Below are 20,293 nucleotides of genomic sequence, written 5' to 3'. Positions count from 1 at the left end.
GTTTATTATGTTGTAGGTGTAAAAACTCTACTATTCTCAGATAATATTTATTGCAAAATACAAACTATAAAGGATCAAGAAAGGTTTTTATATTAAATATAACTAGCTGGAAATATGAATGAATATACTAAAATAATTTTTAGAATAATATTGTTAATAGTTGGAGTATTACTTATATACTCTGGGATTTCACTTGCAATGTCAAGCGGTGCAGAGATAAAGTATATGATGATGTTAGCTAAAGTAAAGCCATTATTACCATTACCTTTCTCTACAATGATATTTGCATTTTTATTTAACGGTTTACTATTAACTATAATAGGAATTTATCCTAATTTTACGTTATTCTTAAATAAGACATCTGTTTATTCTTTAATTTTAAGAATATTAGCCATATTTTCAGCTATTGTAATGATTAATCCTATGATTTTAGAAATTCAATTTATAATTGATGGAAAAGTTAATTTCATGGCTATTGCTACTGCACCCGGTCTAATCTTTCCTGGAGGACTTTTTGTTCACGTGTTTTTTGAGCATTGGCTAGGAGGAATACTTGGACTTACATTGGGTATTAAACCTAAAATTTTTTCAGCATTAAAAAGAGTTTTATTAAAGAACAGATTGTAATAAAAAAGAAAAAATAAAATCTTACCTTAAAGATACTTATATTTTTTATATAATCTTTAGTTAAACCACTTTTTAATATACAACAGTGAATATCTGTTACCAATAAGAATTAATACATGATTTTACTATTTATTCTTATGAAAGTATTAGTCGTACATCAATGGGAAGACAATCAAAAAGATGATGCAATGAAATTAATAAACCAAGTAGTATCTATGGCAAAAGAAAAGAAATTACCAAAAGGTATGAAATTAGATAAAGTAAGCGTATCAGAAGAAGCTAAAACTGCAGTTTGTGAATGGGATGTTGATAGTATGGACACATTAATGAATACAGCAAAACAATTTAACATAACTTGGAAAGTAACTCCAATGACTCCGAAAGTATTATATGAACATAAGATATTATAATTTTTTCCTATTTATTTAAATTAATATTCGATATTCTTTTTTAAAGTTTTATTATAAAGCGAGCTAATAAATGTCATGTAGTAATTGAAAAATTATCTAATACATGAATTTTCACACTTAGATATTAATTATTTTATATAGTTTTACTGATTAAGATAATAAATTACGGATTTAGATTGGGCTATCAATTAATTTCTCTATTTATGATCTATGTAGTTCTATTATACAAATTTGTCCTTAGATAAAAAGGTAATGAAATATAAAATAGTTCTTTACTTGCGTTCCTTTACATTTTTCTTAAACTGTTGATTTATAAATATATCTTTAAAAAATTTAGGAGATAAATATAGCAAATAATATAATATAAGATTTTTATCAAATCTTAATTGTGTTTCAACTTTTGTATTGCTAAAAATACCATAAAGTAATTTATACAGTATTACATCATTTAAATTAATGTTTATAGATTTTTCCATGTACAAACTATTTATAACCTCTATGTCATGAATAACCTTTTCTAGTAGTTTGATAAAAGAATTCCTATAAGTTTCTAAATCTTGTAGAGATCCAGAACTTGTTTGTATTGAATGAATTCTATAACTAGTTAACTTTAGAGGATCTAAAACTATTTTCCCTGGTGAAAGCATTGCTATATAAAATAAAAATGAATCTATTAACACTTTTATCTTCCTTAAGATATCGATGTAGTTTTCTAAGACTTCCCTCTTTATGCATATAGAGCTGGAATTGAAATTCGCATTATTTTTGAGATAATATTTAATCTTCTTCGTAATTATTTCATCAACAATAAGTGTAGTTTGGTTTAAATTGAATTTACCATATGGAGGAATTTTTAGATAATCACTTTCTATTTCTATAGGATTTTTGTCTTTATCTATAGTCTTAAAATTATTATGATAGTAAATTGGATCAAAGAAATTAAATAATTCATATACTCTTTCAAGCTTTTCTTTGTCATAAGTATCATCATCGTCTAGAAAGCATATTATATCTCCGCTAGAATTTATTAATCCTTTATATATTTTTTCTCCCACATATTCTGAGTTATCCTCTATAGCTATTAAATTATCCAAATCAAAAATAAACGGAAAATTTTTTACTAGAATTACTTCTATTTTATCTTTGTCTATTGTTTGTATTTTAATGGAATTTAAAGCGTCAGAAAGATATTTTTCTCTATTATAAGCTGTAACTATGACTGATATTTTTGTCATTATAAAATTTGTTACTTAATACTCACTTTAAACTTTTTCTAAGATAAATTTATTAATTGACTAGTCAGTCAATAATTATGATAAAAATGAATAAGAAAAACCATGAAATACCCGAATGGGCATTTGAATTTCACGGACATAGATGTCCTGCAATGCCCTTAGGTTATTTAGCAGGAATGTATGCAATGCAACTATTAGGAGTTGAAAAAGAGAAAGATACTAATACGTTTGTTTTTTCTGAAACCGGAGATGAACATCATCAAGGCTGTTTTGATGACGGAGTTCAAATAGCTACTGGATGTACATATGGTAAAGGGAATTACAAACGTTTACAATATGGTAAAATTGCTATAGTACTTTATAAACCTGGAAAAGGCGCTGTAAGAGTAAAACCTAAACCAGAGATATTAGATTCATGCAGTACGTTTGAATTCTTTAAATATAGAAAATCTGGTATTCCTGCTTCACAAGTTCCTAGAGAAGTAGCAGATGAAGTAATAGGATATGTATTATCTAAAGATTTTGAGGAATTATTTACTTACGAATTTGTAAAGAATTTCGAATTTTCTCCTGAGAAGAAGACTATGTTAAGGATTAAATGCGATGATTGTGGTGAACCTACATACGAAAATTACATCAAAATTTTTAATGGAAAAAAGCTTTGTCCTCGTTGCTATGAAATTGAAAGAGGTAGAAGGAAATGAATTTTTTCTTTTCCATAATAATATTCCTTCTAACATGGATTATTTCAGCTTTATTTGCTGTAGCAGGAGTTGGTGCAGCTAATACATTAATACCAATTTACTATTCCTTAGGAATTCCATTCTCTATAGCTGCAGCAGCCGGACTTCTATTGAATGTTTTTTCATTATCTTCAGCTACAACTAATAATGCAAAGAGACAAAGAGTACTTTGGAAGTTAGGAACTATATTTCTAATACCAGCCGTAGCTATGGCGCCATTAGGCGCATATATAGGTATTCATACGCCTAGGAAAATACTATTATGGATCTTTGTGGCTTTTTTAGCATATACTTTATATAATCTAATAAGAGGAAAAGCTAAGGAGGAATCAAATAAGTTTGCTGGTGTTAAAGGATATTCTCTAGGTGTAATAGTAGGAGCAATAGCGGGGTTTTTAGGAGGTCTATTGGGAGTTGGAGGAGGAATGATTATTCTTCCAGTATTAGCTTTAATTGAAACTGATTATAAGAAAGTTTCAGCTACAGCTGGATACATTGCGTTATTCTCTTCTGCAAGTGGATTTACTAGTTATCTATTCTTATTAAGAGGTATTAGTTATGTATTATGGATAATAATATCAATAGGCGGAATATTAGGAGGCTTCACTGGTTCATATCTGATGAATAAAATGAAAACAGTTTATGTAAAAGATACTATCATAATTATAATAGCGTTTGTGATGCTAAAAGTACTGGTTTCTTTGATTTAAATTCTTAAATAATATAGCGAGGAAAGATATATATGAAAGACGAAAAAAGCGAAAGCACAAAAGAAAAGATAATAAATGCTGCTTTACAAGTGTTTGCAGAAGAAGATTTTTTTAAGGCCTCAATAGATGAAATATGCAAAAGGGCAGGTGTTTCTAAAGGAATTGTGTTCTGGCACTTCAAATCTAAAGATAATCTAATTCTTGAAATAGCTAAAAGAAGTCTTCCCTTAGATATAATGGAAAATTGCTTATCTAAGGAAGATAATGTCTTACAATGCATTGGTAATGATTTCCTAGAAAAATACAAAGATGATAATATGAGAAAACTATTTTTACATACGATTTCTGCAATGAGTGTTTACCTTGAAATAGGAGAAGAAATAAGAAAAATCTGTGATACTACTGTAAGAAAAATTAGTGTAAAAATATTTAAGAATGATAATTATGAAAACATAATAAAAATAAGGTCATTTATGGGCGGTCTAATATGCAATGTTATAAATCCTTTAGATATAAGCAAGGAAAAATATATAGAATCTTTAATTACTACTATATTTAAGTAGTATATAATATTTATTTAGATAACTGAATAAATTTCTAAATTCTAGTTAAGGTGATGTATCTTACATCGTATTCTAATTTTTCTGGACTTATTATTCCACATCCTTGAGTAATTTTTCTAATAAATCCGTTTGGATTTACAACTTGTATTCCAGATAATATATCAATTCCTAAATCAAGAAGATCTTTTAACATTGGAACGCTAGGTCCTACAATCATTGTATAAGCGTTCCCATTTTTCTTAGCTAACTCAATTAGTCTGTCAATAGACTTATTTATTATAGTCATGCCAGTCATAATTACTATATCTGCTTTAGGAATTATACTTTCTGCAGCAGTAGAGGGAAATATTCTTCTCGTAGGATCTACTAAAAAAGGATTTAGTTCTAAAATTGTAAATTCTTTAGCTATCTTATTGAATTCGTTTAATTTTGGATAATATCCAAAATATCCAACCATGACAACATTTTTATTTGTTGATAACTCAAGAGCAAGATCTAAACCATTATAATTAGTATTATAAGTTGGAGTAATTATGGAATTTATTGATGCTAATCCTACACTAGCCTCTAATAAGTTAAATGAAAATAAATATTCGCTTAATTCTGAAATGTTTTTTTCGTGAAGATGACCAAATCCTCTTACATTTACGTGACTTGATAATGGATCTGTAGATGCTGTTCCACAAAATTTTGAAAGCACACATGTCCATGTAGTTCCAATGTAGATATCTTTTATTTTCTCATCTCTTTCTTTAGCGTAATTAACCAAGTATTCAACGATTCTCATTACTTCCACTTATCAGTTTCATTTTTGGATTAAAGTTCCAAGAAATGCCTCCAATACCGATTTCAGCAATATCCTTTGGCGTAGGTATTATCCCAGCCATAAGTCTTGTAAAAAGCTTGTCAATAGAATTATAGTCTCTATAATAAATTCCACCTGCAGAAACGCCAAATATTGGTGTTGAATCTTTGATAGCTACTATTGTCATTGTAGTAGGTTTCATAGGAATTCCATAAGAGATAATTTTTGCTCCTGCTTTAGTTATACCTTTTATTGTTTTGTCCGTAGGATCTACTGAAGTTCCTCCCGTGACTATTATTCCTTCAGCTCCCTTATCTTTAGAGGATAAAATAGCTTTAGTAATTTTATCTTCGTCATCAGGAACAATTTCACTACTTACTATCTCCCAACCATATTTTTTAGCTTTTTCTTCAATAACCGGTAAGTAAGCATCCTTCTTTCTTCCTTCATAAATTTCGGTGCCCGTTATTACAACTCCAAGTTTCTTGTACTTAAAAGGAATCACGTCAATTAACTTTTTATTTAAGGCAATACTCTCTACTTCTTCCTTAGTCATTGAAAATGGTATAACTTCTACGCTTCCTATTAATTCGTTAGTTCCAAACGCTTCAAATTTATTTTTAGTTATAAGAAGAATTTTCTGATTCATATTAAAATTTATCATATTATCTGTATCTAAATAGAGGATTCCAGGTAATTTAGAGTAAAGTAAAGTTATACCTTGTTTTCCTGGCATAATTTGAACATTATCTCCGCATATTTTAGAAGCTACATATGGTGTTATTTCCCATTCATACATTAACCCTTTTTCATTTTCTCCTTCATCAATCCAGATGTAATATACTCCAGAATCCATTAACCTAGGTATATCATCTGCAGTTATAATATGCCCTCTAGGTAAAAGTGTTGTTGCCCCATTTGGCGTAACTATTGTAGTATCATAACCTAATTTCTTATTAATTGCTTCTTTAACAGAAATATATCTCATAAAAAATATGTGAACATAGTAATATATATATATTTTCACTTGAGATTAGCCATTACCAATAAGGGAACTGTTTATCCTCACCCTTTCGAATGAGGACTTCTCCCCAAACTCCATTTGAGTTAAAGCTTGCATTTTTAGGTTAATAATTTAGTTCAATAAATCAGTATCTTTAAAAGCCTTTGCAATACTAGAATCTGTAGTTAAGATTTTAGCTTTTTCCCTTTCAGCCAATGCAACTAAATACGAATCAACGATGGAAAGAAAATCGTAAGACAACTTTAATTCTCCTGCTCTAATACTTAGATTTTCATTGATACTTAGTATTTTAATGGGTGACTTTTTAATTAAAGACAAAACAGTACTGGAAGCTTCTTTTCCTATAATTCTACCCAAAACGTAATAGAGTTCTGTTAAGTTTAGATACAAAGTTAGACCTTCTTTTTCAGAGTAAATTTCATTGATAATTTTTCGGTATTTTTCTTCTTTTTTAAGGAAATAATTGACTAAAACTCCGGTATCAATAATTACCTTTTCTTTCTTTTTCAATATCTTTTCTCCTCTCTTCCTCTAAGATTTTTAGAGCCTCAGTAGCATCTGCCTTTCCTTCAAAAATTCCCCAGGCATCTAGTAAACTCAACTCTTTTTTCAGTATAATCGTATCATCCTTAACTTCAATGTTTAACACACTACCTTCAGTAATATTAAGCTTTTTTCTCACTTCTGAAGGCAAAACTATAATCCCTTTCTTATATACCTTTACTTCCATAACTAATAATGGTTAAACAATAATAAAAGTTTAACTTCTAGTAGTTATAATCAAGATAATTGTTTAACATTTTATTAGTTCATAAGAATTATCATGTAATATTTAGAAATATAAAAGGAAAAAAGAAGATAAATTACGTTCGGGTATTATATAGAAAGATAACGTTAATTTAGTAACTATATACACAGTACATTTTCACTTGAGTTTTGCTACTGCTATAATCCAATAAGTATCACCAGTATATTCTTTAGATATCTCTTCATTTGGATTGCAACAATTCTTAACGAATGTTATATCGTAACCTTTCTCTTTGAGAAAACCGAATACGTTAATATTCTCACGATGAATATTTAATATTACAAAAGTATCACAAACTCCAGCTAATTTAGATATTAAGTCAAATTCTTCTGAACCAACTACACAGAAATGCTTAACGTTCATTTTTAACCTACTAAATACTGCAGTCACAGAAGATACTGCAGGTATTTGTTCAATTTCTATTATATTATTATTCCCCAAAATATGATAGAAAAGAGGATTCCTTATAGACGAGTCACCTATTTCGAGAAACACTCCCCATTTTTCTTTACAAGAAGTTATAAGTTCAATATTTCTCTTGATAATTTCATGCCTGTTTTCATTAAATGCTGGAGTTAATTTTACAATTTTCTTATTTTCTAATATTCCATCAAGTTTAAATGGAAAATCGTTATTATAAATAAATACTACTGGAGCTCTTGATATGAGGTCTAAAGCTTCTTTTGTTATTAAATTAAGAGAAGGAGAAATACCAACAACATATATTTTTTCCATATTATTCACCTTGAATCATTTGTTTAATTTTATGTAATAGTTTTGGTTTTAGAGCTACAATAAATCCAATTGCACTAGCAACATAATGTTCAAAATATATATGAACAAACAATCCTCCTGTAAATGTTAATCCTGGTATTCCTGCACCAGAAAGTAATGAAGACCCCCATAAGTCTGACAACGAAAATAATGTATGATCAAATACTATATTAGCATAAACTATTTGAATTAGTAATAAGATAGCACCTAAAAAACCTAGTATTCTTACATATTTACTATAAACTAAATCCGGTTTAATTACTATAGTGTATAGAAAAGCACCCATAACTCCAAATAACGTTATTCCCATTAGTGGAGTCTTCAATTCTATTAAAAAAGAAAAATGAAATAAATATCCTACAAAAAAAGAGTATAATAATAGAGTTCCTTCTAAAAACAGAAAGATTCTAATTACCTTTTTCATTAAATTATCATCATAGATATTACCTAATAGAAATATTTATACCTTTTCATATTTAGATGAAACCTATTATTTACATTATTAATAAGTAACTATAAGATTTTTGTATTTAAAATGTTCTAATTAGTTATTTATACAAATTAATAATACAGTTAATAATTTTATTAAAAAATTATGAATTATTTATTATTAAATAATATTAACTTATCATATTCCATAAGCTTAATTTATCTTATCACTATTTTTATTTTCAATGAGCAAAGCGAGCAATGAGAATCTCAGACAAATATATGACCAACTTGTCAAGTCATATGATAAAGCAAATAGTATAATCACACTTGGAAATGATATGAAATGGCGAATAGAATTAATAAATTTATTATCAAAATATTGTAAAAAACCAAAAATTATACTAGATGTAGGAAGTGGTAAAGGAGAATTGACATACATTGCGTCAAAATTTTTCAAAACAAATATCATTCAACTTGATTATTCAGAGAATATGCTAAAAAATTCAGTAATAAGAGAAAATAAAATCTTAGCTTCCTTCTATAATTTACCTTTTAAGGCTAATTCCTTTGATGCTGTTATAAGCGGTTACTCTATTCATGCTGCAGATGATATGGAAAAAGTAATAAAAGAAATCTCAAGAGTAACTAAAAGAGCAGTAGCTATTACAGCTATAGGAAAACCAGATAATCTTGCACTAAGAGAATTTCTTGGCATTTACATCAAATATGTTCAACCATATCTAGTACCTTTAGTAGGAGGAAAAGTCTCATATTACAGATATCTTATAGACATATACAATAAGATTCCTACGAATAGTGAATTAAAAACTATACTAGACAAATATTTTGATATAAAAGTTTTCAAGGAAAAAGCGTTAGGGTCTATTTATATTTTTATTGGAATTAAAAGAATTAATTAGACAATAAAAACTATTTTTTATACTTCTCTAATTCCTTATTCCATTCGGGCACTTTAATGTCTTTAGGGCAGAACGAAGGAGAAACTGTTTTGATATCCAATATGGGAGTTTCTTCAAAAAGATCCAAATTCTGCACATATAATAAATTATTTTTTCTTTCAGTAAGCCTTACTATACTTAGCGCTATAGGATTAGGTCTGTGAGGAGAATGAGTACAAAACACTCCAACGTTTGGTAAATCTTGAATTCTCATCGGTTTGACTTTAAGAGTATTCCTTTGTTCTTCAGATACCTTATGTAACCATGCTAAAAGAATTATATGAGAAAAATTTTCTATTCCTTCCAAACCTTCTAAATATTGTGGAAAAATTTCTATTATACCTTCCCTTTTATCATTCAATGATTTTACAATCCCTATTTGCCTTAAATCAATATTCATGGTATATTCTACGATTGATAATAAAAATTATTAACGTTATTTCATATCAAATAAGTTAAAGAAAAAGGATATCAGCTCTTATTGATATATAAAACAATAAAAAATTAAAGAATTTATATTTGAGTAGTTTCAATTAATGTAACAGTTTCTTTTACTCCATTTAATGACGCAATTCCATTAGCAATAAACGTTCCTAATGTTTCTATATCTTCAACATCAACGGTCACTAACAAATCGTAAGGACCATAAACAACAGCCACGTTTGAAACTCTTGGAAGACTAAACAAGGAAGTAACTAAATTTCTCAATTTAGACGGATCTGCTTTAACCAGAACATGAGCTTTTTGCATGTTCGCATAAGTCCTTACTAAATCCCATTCAGTAACTATTCCTCTAAGATTACTTGCCTTAGACTCATTATCTTCAAGAAGTAATACTGAGCCAATATTTTTACTTACTATCAAATCCGCAATTTCTCCAACAGTAGCATCTAAATCTGCAGAAACTATAGTCTTTGTTCCTATATCATAAAGCCTTAACGCTGAATTCCCATTATAATAAGCTTTCAATACATCTCTTAAAGAAACTAAGCCAACAATATCACTACCAGACAATATTGGTATATGCGATATGCCTAACTTTATCATTGAATCTGCAGCCTCTTGTATAACTTGAGTATCGTTTAACGTATATACAGATTGGTTACCTACTGATATTGCTGGTATGGTAACTCTAGGTATAGTTTTAGCTAAATCTCTTTCAGTAACTATTCCTTCTCCTTTAACAAGAAGCGAACCAATAGAGTATTTTAACATTAATTTAGCAGCAGTCTTATTGGTAGTATCTGCATCAACAGTAATAGCAGGCTTAGCTACATCCCCTAATCTTTTTTCTCCCCACTTTTCATTATTCAAAATCTCTCTTAATATCGTCCTAGCTGAAACAACACCTATTATATTATCTGCTGCACTAACTGCTATTCTTCTTATTCCAGATTCTACCATAACTCCAGCTGCATCTCTGAGAGTAGAATCTATATCTAGAATTTTAATATTTTTACTCATGATTTCTCTTAACATTACATAAATATAATGATTTTAATATTTTAAACCTTCTCTACATAAGTTAAACGTAACTATAGTTAAACGTAGTTCTAACACAAGAATATTAATAAGGAAAATATAAAACAGAATAAAAATAATCTTTTTTATTAAGCATATAATTGTAAATTATTAAATATTATAGTTATTTTTACGATAGTGTGTATCATTTGAAAAGTAGATGCTAATTCTATGAATTGCTCTAATAAAGACAAGATTCTGAGATAACAAACTACTTTTACGATTGTATAATTAGGCTGGTTATAAACATTATCACAGTTTATAACTTAATTACAATAAAATATCTTTGAAAAAATTATTTTCCTTAAATTGCATATTATTCTATCAAGTTAGTACTATATAGCTTACGTCTCCATTTAATTTATTTGGAGATATCATTCCGCATCCTTGGCTAATTTTCTTTATAAAAGATTGAGGCCTATTAACTTTCATTCCTGCAAGCATATCTATTCCAAAATCTAACATAGCATCTAGCATAGGAGTACTTGGACCTAAAAGAATAGTATAAGCGTTAGCCATCTTAGCCAGCTGAAGAAGCCTATCTATAGATTTATTGATAATTGCGCTAGCAGTAATTATAACAATATCAGCGTTTGATATTACGCTTTCTGAAGCCGTTGAAGGAAGTATATTATTTCTATAATCCAATAAAAATGGATTTAATTCGAGAACAATAAATTCTCTACTAATTTCTTTGAACTTTTCAATTCCAGGAAATTTTCCAATCATAACTATTTTCTTATTTTTACCTAATTCTAAAGCAATATCTAATCCATTTCCTTCTACATTACCATGAGGCTGTATTACCGAATTTATTGCAGCTAAACCTACACTAGCTTCTAGTAAATTCCACGATCCAAGATACTTAGCTAATTCACTAACCCTTTTTTCTTCAAGACTACCGAAATCTCTTACATCTGAATCATATGAAGTCATAGGATAAGTTATAGCAACACCACAGTATTTTGATAATACACATGTCCATGTTACTCCAATATTTACAGAGTTAATACTAGAATCATTTTCTTTAGCATAAGAAATCAAGTAGTCTATAACTTTAGACTTCATAAAATAAGGTAGAAAGAGTGAATATATATGTCTTTCTAAAAATATTTAGACTTAAACATAATAGTTCAGTAATCAATTATGAGAGAAATTTAGATACTAATATATGTTAAAAAGAGATGTATATACTAATATCATGATAGTAATTAACTAAGTTAATAGAGAATCATACCCGCACTATTTGAAATTTAAGAAAATATAATATCTAAAAGAAATTAACTTAAATCTAACTATTGATAAAGAATAGTTAGTATTTTAATCTAAAATATTTTTACGTGAATACTTTTGATGATATAAAACTAATGAGACTAAGAATGACTCATTACTTAATATTTAATCGGAAAAGTATGTATTTTTTATTAAATCATGAATTTTAACCTTATTTTCAGTTTTTTGAGATAGATTATTATTTGCTAAATATAGATTGTTATTTGATGCTATTAGGTAGTATAAAAAATATGATATTAATAACTAGACCTTGGGGATTTATTATGCCAACTATCTGCGTTAGCCTATCTTATGTTTTAGGTTTTTATTTTCTTAAAATATTTAACTTGGTATTTTACATATTAACATTAATAGGTGTTATATTACTAAATGCTTCTGTAGATGTAATGAACGATTATTTTGACTTCAAATATAAAGTAGATACTGAAAATAGTAATACTGCAAATTATAGATTACATCCAATTATTCATAAGATATTAAGCACTAAACAGACACTAATTTATGCAATAATCTTGGCATTAATAGCATTAGTAATAGCAAGTTATCTAACCTTATCTAGATTATACGCTTTACCTTTTGGTTTAATTGGATTACTTTTCGTATACATGTATAATGGACCGCCGTTTCTTTTGAAATATAGAGCTTTAGGAGAAATTGAAATTCCAATAACATACTCGTTTATAATTTTTGCGAGTTATTATATTGCTACTGGATTATTATCATATATAGTTTTTATTGATGGATTACCTATAGCGTTCCTAATAACATCGATTCTTATTGCTAATAATATGAGAGATAGAGAAAAAGATGAAGAAAGCAACGTAAAGACATTAGCAATATTATTTCCTAGATTTACTAATATACTATATTTATCATTAATTATTTTATCGTATTTAATTTTAATACCACTTGCCATCCTTAGGTATATTCCACTACTTGCTATATTAACTATGATAACTATGCCGTTTGCTATTAACAAAGCCTTATTTATATCGAGAAAATTGCCTAAAGATTCTGATCCACAAACGGCTAACATTCTAACGCTCTTTGGTATTTTCTATATTATTTTAATATTATTAAGCGGATTTGTTAACATTACTTTTTAATCTCATTACCTTTTCCTTAAGGTCAGAAAGAAATTTAACATCTTTTTTGTCTTCCAATATCTTTTTATCAATTTCTTCTATTGCTTTATCTAAAAAACCTACTTGAATCATATCAAGAATCATTGCTTCAAAAATCCATATATTATCTTTATCTTTATCTAAAGCCTTCATATATTTTTCAATTGCATGAGTATAATCTTTATTCTCATCATAAAGAGTACCTTCAAAATAATAATACATAGAAGAGTTAGAATAGTCTATTAAAGAAGCATTTTCTAGGCAGTCAATGGCTTCTTTAAATTTTCCTAGTCTAAAAAGAAGCAATGCTTTCTTATAATGGAAATCGACTACATGCGGATCTAAAGATATAGCACTATCATACTCTTTAATAGCGTTATCATAATCATAATCTGAATATATTTCAGCTAACATAAAATGAGGCCATGGATCTTTTGGATCTTTCTTAATAAGATCATTAAGCTCCTTAATTTTTACGTTACCTAAACCAAAAGTTGACATTAATTATTATTTAAAAAATGAAAATAAATACTTATTGCTATTATAGTACCATATACTGCAAATGTTAAGTTATTATAACCTCTGAAGATTTAAGAAAAATCTAAAGTTTTACCTTCTTAAAATGAAACAATTCATAACTTAACAGTATTAATATATTTTATCTTCAAATAGAACATAAAAAAGAATTAAAGGCAAAAGTATTATTAACATTTTAAAAATATTAATTATGCATAACTTGAAAGCCTCAAAGCTTCTATAATTAGGAAAACTTATCTGATTTCACGTTCTTAATTTGAATAGTATACTAAAAATATTCTCATTAACAAGGTTTCTCATAAAAAATAGTATTTTTTATAAAAACGTATATTTTAGCTTCCAAAAAATAGAGATAAGCAAATGTCATTCAAAATTTCTAGAAGGGATTTTCTTAAATTAGCATTAACTGCGACAATGTTAGCTGCTCCAGAATGGGACAAAGCAATAGGAAAAGCAGCTAGTATGATAAAGAATGGAGATGTCAATATAGTATGGTTCGAAGCACAAGCATGTGAAGGAAATACTACTGCAATAATCCAAGCTACTGATCCTACTGTAGTTCAAGTACTTTTTGGAGCTAGTCCATTAATAGGACCAGGAAGCGTAAAAGTATCTTTCTGGCCATCATTAATGCCACAACAAGGAGAACAAGCTATAGACGTTTTAAATAATATAATAGCGGGCAATTATAATCCTTATGTCCTAGTATTGGAAGGCAGTTTTCCTGACGATAACACAGCAAGGCAATACAATCCAAGTAACCCCGGAAGCTGGGGAATGTTAGGACCTAAAAGCCTTAATCAATGGGTAGCTGAGTTATTACCTAATGCTGTAGCTGTATTATCTGTAGGCAACTGTGCATCATATGGAGGTTTAATTGGAGATAAAGTATATCAGCCACCACCAAAATTCATAACACCATCATGGTCTCCTTCACCTACCGGTGCTGTAGGATTTTTTGACGATCCATTAAGAGGTTATAAGGGATTATTGAGTAGATTTTATGAAGATAATTATTTGAATGCAAAAGCTGGCGCAACACCGTTTTATACTTTTGTTAAAAATCCTAATTCCTACCTAGATATTACTCCAGCTCCTTCTGCATCAGTAAAACCTGCTATCGCAGTTCCTGGATGTCCAGCAAATGGTAACGGAATTATGAGAACTCTAGCTAATTTAGTTTTATGGGCTGGAGGATTAGCGCCATTACCTGAACTTGATCAATACTGGAGACCTATGTATTTCTTTAGATATACCGTTCACGAACAATGCCCAAGAGCTGCATGGTACGCAGCAGGAGAATTCAGAACTCAACCAGGTCAGCCTACAGCTGCTTGCTTATTTGAAGTTGGATGTAAAGGTCCTGTATCTAATTGTCCATGGAATAAATATGGATGGGTAGGAGGAATCGGAGGACCAACTAGAACGGGCGCAGTATGCATCGGCTGTACTATGCCAGGATTTACTGATCTCTATGAGCCATTTTATAAACCATTGCAAGTACCAACACCTTCGTCAACGTTAACAACAGCAGGACTAATAGGTGCAGGTGTAGTTCTAGGCGCTGCAGCAGGATTAGCTGAAAAGAAAATGGTTAAAAAAGGCGGATTAAGGTCAAAGTGATCTATATGGTCGCGTTATTTGGACCATATAATTTGGGCGATTCTCTATATCCTTTAGCTCTGGATTTATTCATACCTACAATTCTTCTATTCTTTTTTGGTGCATCGTATAGAGTATTCAGATATTTTGCTACATATCACAAACCTTATGTTGTTTATACTACAACTATCAGAGGTAACGTATCATCATTTGAAAAAACTAAACAATTAGTGAATACTTTTTCCAATTCTAGCAAAGTGGGAATGAAAAGAAAACCTATAACTACCGGCGTAGGATTACTGATGCATCTATCGCTAATAGTAATCATATTCCTATTGGCTCAACATATGGTGTTTTGGGCATATTATATTCCTCCTTATAAAATATTATTTCCATTAGCTATTCCAGAAAGTTCTACTGATGGATTACTATCATTAACTTATGGCTTATCTCCACTCACGCCTACGTCATATCCTTTTGTACACGATATATGGGGACCTTTAACTGTTATATTAAATGGGCAGTATATTACATATTTACTAATGATCTTATTAGGAATATACTTAGGGCACAAATTCCACGCGTTAGCTGAAGGATTGACTCTAAGAGCTGGAGACTGGTGGTTTTTCCTATTATTATATATAGACATAGTTCTAGGATTTCTAGCTACATCCCATATACCTAATGCAATAACATGGTATGATAATTTATTAGGAGCGCATATATTAGTAGCTGAAATATTAATAGCAACTTTACCATATACTAGAGGATTTCATATGTTTGAATTCTATCTAGGTAAAGTTAGAGAATGGTACTTCATGACTTATAGGAGAAACGAAAAATAGGTGAGAATCAATGGCAGTTTCAGAATCTAAACAAGTAAATTTAGATGCGTTAAATAAAGCAATAGATGAAGTAATATATGGAGAATTAAATTCTACATTACTATATTATTTTCAATCATGCGTAAATTGTAAAGCCTGTGAAGCAGCATGTCCATTTGTTCCAACATCATTAAAGTATTCACCAGTAAACAAAGCAGAAATCTCTAGACAATTATATAGGTATAGATTTAGCGTTTGGGGAAAGACTATAGGTAGAGTAATAGGAGGTAGTAAAAAGTACTTAAGTTTAGAAGAAGCTGAGACTATGGTAGATTATGTATGGCATTGCACTAATTGTGGAGCATGTATGTTCGTATGTCCAATGGCTATAGATAGTGGAGCAATGATAGATTTACTTAAACAAATAGCATTTAAAGCAGGAATGGTTCCAAAAATTTACGAAGACATAGCTAACTTAGAAATTTCTGGGGAATACTTAAATACAAAACTGTTTATGGATGCATGGAATTCTATCATAAGTAAAATTAAAGAAGCAATTGGCAAGGATGTGCCACTAGATAAGAAAGGTAGCGAAATACTATTCTACGTTAGCATATATGAAATTATGGCTTATCCTGAAGTAATAATAAAAGTTGCTAAAATATTAGATATGTTAAATAAAGATTGGACTTTTATGTCAAAGCCTTTAGGAATAAGACCTCCTATAGGCTTAGTTATAGGAGATAAGGAAGGAGCAATCGAAGTGATGAATAGAGTGTATTCTTATTTTAGGGAAATTTCTCCAAAATACGTTCTATTAACTGCAGGCGGTTTTGAATATCCTTCATTAAAATATACGATGCATGAAACTCTCCAAGTTCAACCTACATATGAAGTGGTTCACGTTACAGAACTTCTTGCTAAGTGGTATGAAGAAGGAGAATTTACTATTAATCCAGTAGATGAAATAATAACATGGCATGATCCTTGTCAATTAGGAAGAAGAGGAGGAGTTTTTGAAGCTCCAAGAATTCTAATGAAAGCCCTATCAAAGAAATTCAAAGAATTACCCAGTCATGGAGTTAATAGTTTTTGTTGTAGTAGAGGAGGAGGTGGATGTGGAGTTCCTACAATGGTTGAAAATATGGCAAAAGAATTAGGTATTACAATAGATGAGAAAGATAAGAAATTCCTAGATAGTACATTAGATCCACTAATCAATGCTGGAAAAATAAAGGTTAATGAGATAAATAAGATAAAGGCTAAACAAGTTTTGACTGGATGCCCAGTATGTATAGAAAGTATAGGTTTCTCAATTGATTATTATCATTCAAACTCTCAAGTTAAACATATAATAGATCTTCTCGCAGATAGAATTCAGGTGAAAAGATAAAATGTTTTTTTATATTTTATATATTCTCTTTTATAAAAGTTATAAAAGGTGAAAAATATGTCTAACTCAAACCAAAATAATCAATCTAATTCAAGTCAAATTAATATGGTAATAGATCCTATAACTAGAGTTGCAGGCCATTTAGGCTTAACTGCTACTGTTGATACAACTACGAAACAAGTGGTCAATAATAATGCATATACTTATGTTACAATGTTCAGAGGATTCGAGGTATTCCTTAGAGGAAGACAGCCTCCTGATGCAGTTCATATAACTTCAAGAAGCTGTGGGGTTTGTGGAGCAGCGCATGCAAATGCTTCTGTTAGATCAAATGATATGGCGTTAGGAGCTGTTCCGTACCCATTAGGTCAAGCATTAAGAAATTTAGCTTACGCAATGACTGATATGATATATGATCATTCAATTATTCTAAACGTATTAGAGGGACCAGATTTTTCTGCTCAAGTTATGCAGACATATTATCCATCTTGCTGGCAGACGGCACAGCAAACTCAAGCAACTTATTCTGATATTCATGGATTTTCTACTATAGCTGATATAATGACTGCTCTTAATCCATTCCAAGGATATCTTTGGGTAAACTCTGTAAAGGCTCAAATATTAGCTAGGGAAGCAGGCGTACTAATATATGGTAGACACTCACATCCTCCTATGCTCATTCCTGGAGGAATTGGAACAGATCTTTCAGTAGGAGAATCATTATTTACTCAATATATGTATAGGTTAACTACTTTGACTGCATGGGTTAAAGTGGTAATTGCGGCATGGATGGATTTAGCAAATTTCCTAATAGATAATTGTAATTATCAGTATCAAGGTTTGACTTATAGTAAACCTACATACATATCAAGTTATGGTTATGAAAGCCCAGAGCTTTACAGCAATCTAGGAGATGATTATACAACAATTTATGGGAACTATGATTCTTTAGCAAATAAAGCATCTGAAGGACCCCAAACAGTATTTAGAGCTACTATAGTAAGAAACGGAGAGTTACTAAGTAAAAGCTTTATAGATCTTAATGTAGCTCAACTTGAATTTGTTAATTCATCCTATTACCATAACTGGGCTCATATCACATCTCCATTTACAGAGACTGATCCAGCAGGGAATAAATTAGCGTGGGGATTATCTGAAAGTGATGGTACGCCATATTACATGTATCATCCATGGAATAAGACTACAATACCAAATCCTATAGCTCAGAATTTTATGGATAAATATAGTTGGGATGCAGAACCTAGACTAATATGGAGTGATGGTACTATATGGCCTTACGAAACTGGGCCTTGGGCTAGATTACATGCCGTAGCCCATTATCATCCTAATAGTCCAATTGTATCAAATGGGCAAATTTCAATTACATTACCAGCTATTAGTGAAATACCTTCATGGTTACCTTCTGGATCTCAAGCTGAATGGACAGTGGAATGGGAACCTCCAGATTATTCTACTACATTAAGTAGAATACTAGGAAGAGCTGTAGATATGGCTGCAGCAGTATATGCAGCATGGGAGAACTTAGAATTTGGATTACAAGAATTTATGAAGAATCAAACTAGTCCTAAAACTTCTAGGCAATGGAAGCAACCTTCATTCTCTTTAGGTGTAGGGCAATATGAAGTTCCAAGGGGAACATCTAGACATTGGATGGTTGTTAAGGATTATAGCATAGCTAATTATCAATATCAAGCTCCTACTACTCCAAATGTAAGTCCAAGAGATGACAGATGTAATGGACCTTGGTGTATAAATGGACAAGCTATAGGTCCTTTTGAAATGTCAGTAATAAATACACAAATCATGGAAGAAGTTCCTCCATCACAATGGGTTGGCTATGATTTCTTAAGGGCAATAAGAAGTTTTGACCCATGCTTAGTTTGTGCAGCTCACTTTGAAATAAAAGGTAAAGTAAATAAAGTCTTAGATCATATTATAACTCCAGTGTGTAACTCATGATGAAAGAGAATATTCTAAAGTTAAAGAAAAATGAAGTACCTAGGAATTCTATGGTCGAATTTTATTTTCCTGCTCAAAAACCATGGGAAAGAAAACCTGTACTCATAATTAATTATAAGGGAAATTTTTTTGCCTTAGAAGCTTTTTGTAGTCATAATGGATTATCTTTAGAAGATGGATTTATAACTGATGATGGAAAAATTGTTTGTCCTTGGCATGGTTCTGTTTTTGATATAAAATCTGGAAAAGTTATAGATGGCCCGGCAAAGAGGGATTTAAAAGTGTATAAAATTGAAGATAATGGAGAGGAGTTGATCATTTATGACTGAAGTATCTGCTTCTGGATTTACTGGAGTATTTACTGTAAGAGTTTTCTCTGAACCAGATCTTTATGCTTTTGCTGGAAGATTAGCTGGTTTAGGCTATGAGGTTCCTCAAATAAAATTAAGCGGAAATACAGGGTACGTTTATATTCCAATAAATGAAAATGGAGCTTTTGCTAAGAAAAATCTAGGAGAAATATATTATCAACCTAGAACTTTTACAGTAATTTCAGAAGAGTACGGTGATTTTCAGTTAGCATCTGGAGAGATGATAAGGGCAATGAAAGAAAGCGGATGTGGAAACATTGATTATGCTGAATTGAGTATTAGTTTTGAAAGAGTTTTACCACCTTTAAAAATATCTCATGATTCTTGGGATTTGAGAGGATTCACTATATCAAGAAATGAATTAAACTCTAAGAACTACGAACAAATATCAATTACGAGAGTTAATGATGAATTGTCTAGATACGTCATAACTATATATAATAGGGGAGAATACGAGGATATAGCAAAATTAATATCTATGCTAAGAAATAAAATGGATTCTACAGTAGAATTTTTACAAAGTTATCAAAAAAATTTTTTAAATAAGATTGACTAAAT

Annotated in this window: 24 protein-coding genes; 13 read left to right on the top strand and 11 right to left on the bottom strand. The window is 29.9% G+C overall.

Annotated features, from left to right (window positions below; genetic code table 11):
• The first annotated feature begins 114 nt into the window (after positions 1–114).
• Entirely contained in the window at positions 115–627 is a 513-nt protein-coding gene (locus B6F84_RS04225) for a hypothetical protein (RefSeq protein WP_148691077.1), read from the top strand.
• A 137-nt stretch (positions 628–764) separates the two neighbouring features.
• On the top strand, positions 765–1,037 hold the full coding sequence (locus tag B6F84_RS04220) for a hypothetical protein (RefSeq protein ID WP_148691076.1): 273 nt from the start codon (positions 765–767) through the stop codon (positions 1,035–1,037).
• A gap of 272 nt (positions 1,038–1,309) precedes the next feature.
• Here B6F84_RS04220 and B6F84_RS04215 read toward each other — a convergent pair whose 3' ends face one another.
• Entirely contained in the window at positions 1,310–2,272 is a 963-nt protein-coding gene (locus B6F84_RS04215) for a glycosyltransferase (RefSeq protein WP_148691075.1), read from the bottom strand.
• 77 nt (positions 2,273–2,349) lie between these two features.
• Here B6F84_RS04215 and B6F84_RS04210 point away from each other — a divergent pair, with 77 nt between their 5' ends.
• The 3 genes from B6F84_RS04210 to B6F84_RS04200 are packed head-to-tail and all read left to right on the top strand — an operon-like array spanning position 2,350 to position 4,288.
• Positions 2,350–2,976: an FmdE family protein gene (locus B6F84_RS04210; protein ID WP_222703217.1), complete on the top strand. Its 627-nt coding sequence runs from the start codon at positions 2,350–2,352 to the stop codon at positions 2,974–2,976.
• The gene (locus tag B6F84_RS04205; protein ID WP_148691074.1) at positions 2,973–3,725 is read left to right on the top strand and encodes a sulfite exporter TauE/SafE family protein; all 753 of its coding nucleotides are present in this window, start codon (positions 2,973–2,975) and stop codon (positions 3,723–3,725) included. Before B6F84_RS04210 ends, B6F84_RS04205 begins: the two co-directional genes overlap by 4 nt.
• 32 nt (positions 3,726–3,757) lie before the next feature.
• Positions 3,758–4,288 carry a TetR/AcrR family transcriptional regulator gene (locus B6F84_RS04200; RefSeq protein ID WP_148691073.1) on the top strand — a complete coding sequence of 177 codons (531 nt, stop codon included), beginning with the start codon at positions 3,758–3,760 and terminating at the stop codon, positions 4,286–4,288.
• 34 nt (positions 4,289–4,322) lie between these two features.
• On the opposite strand, the gene B6F84_RS04195 is transcribed toward B6F84_RS04200, so the two are convergent.
• The 6 genes from B6F84_RS04195 to B6F84_RS04170 all read right to left on the bottom strand — a co-directional run bounded on the left by B6F84_RS04195 (position 4,323) and on the right by B6F84_RS04170 (position 8,024).
• Complete coding sequence (locus tag B6F84_RS04195; protein ID WP_148691072.1) at positions 4,323–5,075, bottom strand: DUF364 domain-containing protein; 753 nt, start codon at positions 5,073–5,075, stop codon at positions 4,323–4,325.
• Positions 5,062–6,081, bottom strand: a complete 1,020-nt coding sequence (locus B6F84_RS04190) for a molybdopterin-binding protein (RefSeq protein WP_148691071.1) — start codon at positions 6,079–6,081, stop codon at positions 5,062–5,064. The genes B6F84_RS04195 and B6F84_RS04190 overlap by 14 nt, the downstream gene beginning before the upstream one ends.
• A gap of 147 nt (positions 6,082–6,228) precedes the next feature.
• Positions 6,229–6,627 (bottom strand): PIN domain-containing protein, encoded by a 399-nt coding sequence (locus tag B6F84_RS04185; protein WP_236749056.1) that lies wholly within the window; start codon positions 6,625–6,627, stop codon positions 6,229–6,231.
• Positions 6,599–6,847 (bottom strand): AbrB/MazE/SpoVT family DNA-binding domain-containing protein, encoded by a 249-nt coding sequence (locus tag B6F84_RS04180; RefSeq protein WP_148691070.1) that lies wholly within the window; start codon positions 6,845–6,847, stop codon positions 6,599–6,601. Before B6F84_RS04180 ends, B6F84_RS04185 begins: the two co-directional genes overlap by 29 nt.
• Positions 6,848–7,042: 195 nt before the next feature.
• A complete protein-coding gene (locus B6F84_RS04175; RefSeq protein WP_148691069.1) occupies positions 7,043–7,660 on the bottom strand; it encodes an SAM-dependent methyltransferase in 618 nt (205 codons plus the stop codon).
• 1 nt (position 7,661) lies between these two features.
• Positions 7,662–8,024, bottom strand: coding sequence for a hypothetical protein (locus B6F84_RS04170; protein WP_148691068.1), 363 nt, complete (start codon positions 8,022–8,024; stop codon positions 7,662–7,664).
• Positions 8,025–8,373: 349 nt separating this feature from the next.
• Between B6F84_RS04170 and B6F84_RS04165 the strand changes: the two genes are divergently transcribed.
• Positions 8,374–9,051 carry a class I SAM-dependent methyltransferase gene (locus B6F84_RS04165; RefSeq protein ID WP_148691067.1) on the top strand — a complete coding sequence of 226 codons (678 nt, stop codon included), beginning with the start codon at positions 8,374–8,376 and terminating at the stop codon, positions 9,049–9,051.
• A 10-nt stretch (positions 9,052–9,061) separates the two neighbouring features.
• On the opposite strand, the gene tsaA is transcribed toward B6F84_RS04165, so the two are convergent.
• The 3 genes from tsaA to B6F84_RS04150 form a co-directional block, all read right to left on the bottom strand.
• Positions 9,062–9,490 (bottom strand): tRNA (N6-threonylcarbamoyladenosine(37)-N6)-methyltransferase TrmO, encoded by a 429-nt coding sequence (tsaA, locus tag B6F84_RS04160; RefSeq protein ID WP_148691066.1) that lies wholly within the window; start codon positions 9,488–9,490, stop codon positions 9,062–9,064.
• Positions 9,491–9,603: 113 nt separating this feature from the next.
• Positions 9,604–10,569 (bottom strand): CBS domain-containing protein, encoded by a 966-nt coding sequence (locus tag B6F84_RS04155; RefSeq protein WP_148691065.1) that lies wholly within the window; start codon positions 10,567–10,569, stop codon positions 9,604–9,606.
• 366 nt (positions 10,570–10,935) lie between these two features.
• Positions 10,936–11,679 (bottom strand): DUF364 domain-containing protein, encoded by a 744-nt coding sequence (locus B6F84_RS04150; RefSeq protein WP_148691064.1) that lies wholly within the window; start codon positions 11,677–11,679, stop codon positions 10,936–10,938.
• A 407-nt stretch (positions 11,680–12,086) separates the two neighbouring features.
• On the opposite strand from B6F84_RS04150, the gene B6F84_RS04145 reads away from it, so the two are divergent.
• Positions 12,087–13,010, top strand: coding sequence for a UbiA family prenyltransferase (locus B6F84_RS04145; protein ID WP_148691063.1), 924 nt, complete (start codon positions 12,087–12,089; stop codon positions 13,008–13,010).
• Here the strand turns inward: B6F84_RS04145 and B6F84_RS04140 are convergent.
• Positions 12,981–13,529: a tetratricopeptide repeat protein gene (locus B6F84_RS04140; RefSeq protein ID WP_148691062.1), complete on the bottom strand. Its 549-nt coding sequence runs from the start codon at positions 13,527–13,529 to the stop codon at positions 12,981–12,983. The two genes, B6F84_RS04145 and B6F84_RS04140, sit on opposite strands and share 30 nt — an antisense overlap.
• Positions 13,530–13,925: 396 nt before the next feature.
• Here B6F84_RS04140 and B6F84_RS04135 point away from each other — a divergent pair, with 396 nt between their 5' ends.
• Genes B6F84_RS04135 through B6F84_RS04110 form a run of 6 tightly spaced genes read left to right on the top strand, consistent with a single transcriptional unit; the run spans position 13,926 to position 20,291 of the window.
• A complete protein-coding gene (locus B6F84_RS04135; RefSeq protein WP_148691061.1) occupies positions 13,926–15,188 on the top strand; it encodes an NADH-quinone oxidoreductase subunit B family protein in 1,263 nt (420 codons plus the stop codon).
• Between the two features lie 5 nt (positions 15,189–15,193).
• A complete protein-coding gene (locus tag B6F84_RS04130) occupies positions 15,194–16,012 on the top strand; it encodes a hypothetical protein (RefSeq protein WP_148691060.1) in 819 nt (272 codons plus the stop codon).
• Between the two features lie 10 nt (positions 16,013–16,022).
• Positions 16,023–17,384, top strand: coding sequence for a (Fe-S)-binding protein (locus B6F84_RS04125; RefSeq protein WP_148691059.1), 1,362 nt, complete (start codon positions 16,023–16,025; stop codon positions 17,382–17,384).
• A 57-nt stretch (positions 17,385–17,441) separates the two neighbouring features.
• Positions 17,442–19,364 carry a nickel-dependent hydrogenase large subunit gene (locus B6F84_RS04120; protein ID WP_148691058.1) on the top strand — a complete coding sequence of 641 codons (1,923 nt, stop codon included), beginning with the start codon at positions 17,442–17,444 and terminating at the stop codon, positions 19,362–19,364.
• A complete protein-coding gene (locus tag B6F84_RS04115) occupies positions 19,361–19,693 on the top strand; it encodes a Rieske (2Fe-2S) protein (protein ID WP_148691057.1) in 333 nt (110 codons plus the stop codon). The genes B6F84_RS04120 and B6F84_RS04115 overlap by 4 nt, the downstream gene beginning before the upstream one ends.
• Entirely contained in the window at positions 19,686–20,291 is a 606-nt protein-coding gene (locus tag B6F84_RS04110; protein WP_148691056.1) for a hypothetical protein, read from the top strand. The genes B6F84_RS04115 and B6F84_RS04110 overlap by 8 nt, the downstream gene beginning before the upstream one ends.
• Positions 20,292–20,293: the final 2 nt, after the last annotated feature.

Origin of the sequence: Acidianus manzaensis (assembly GCF_002116695.1) — an archaeon.
In the GTDB taxonomy this organism is placed as follows: domain Archaea; phylum Thermoproteota; class Thermoprotei_A; order Sulfolobales; family Sulfolobaceae; genus Acidianus; species Acidianus manzaensis.
This window is presented reverse-complemented; position numbering and strand designations above follow the sequence as displayed.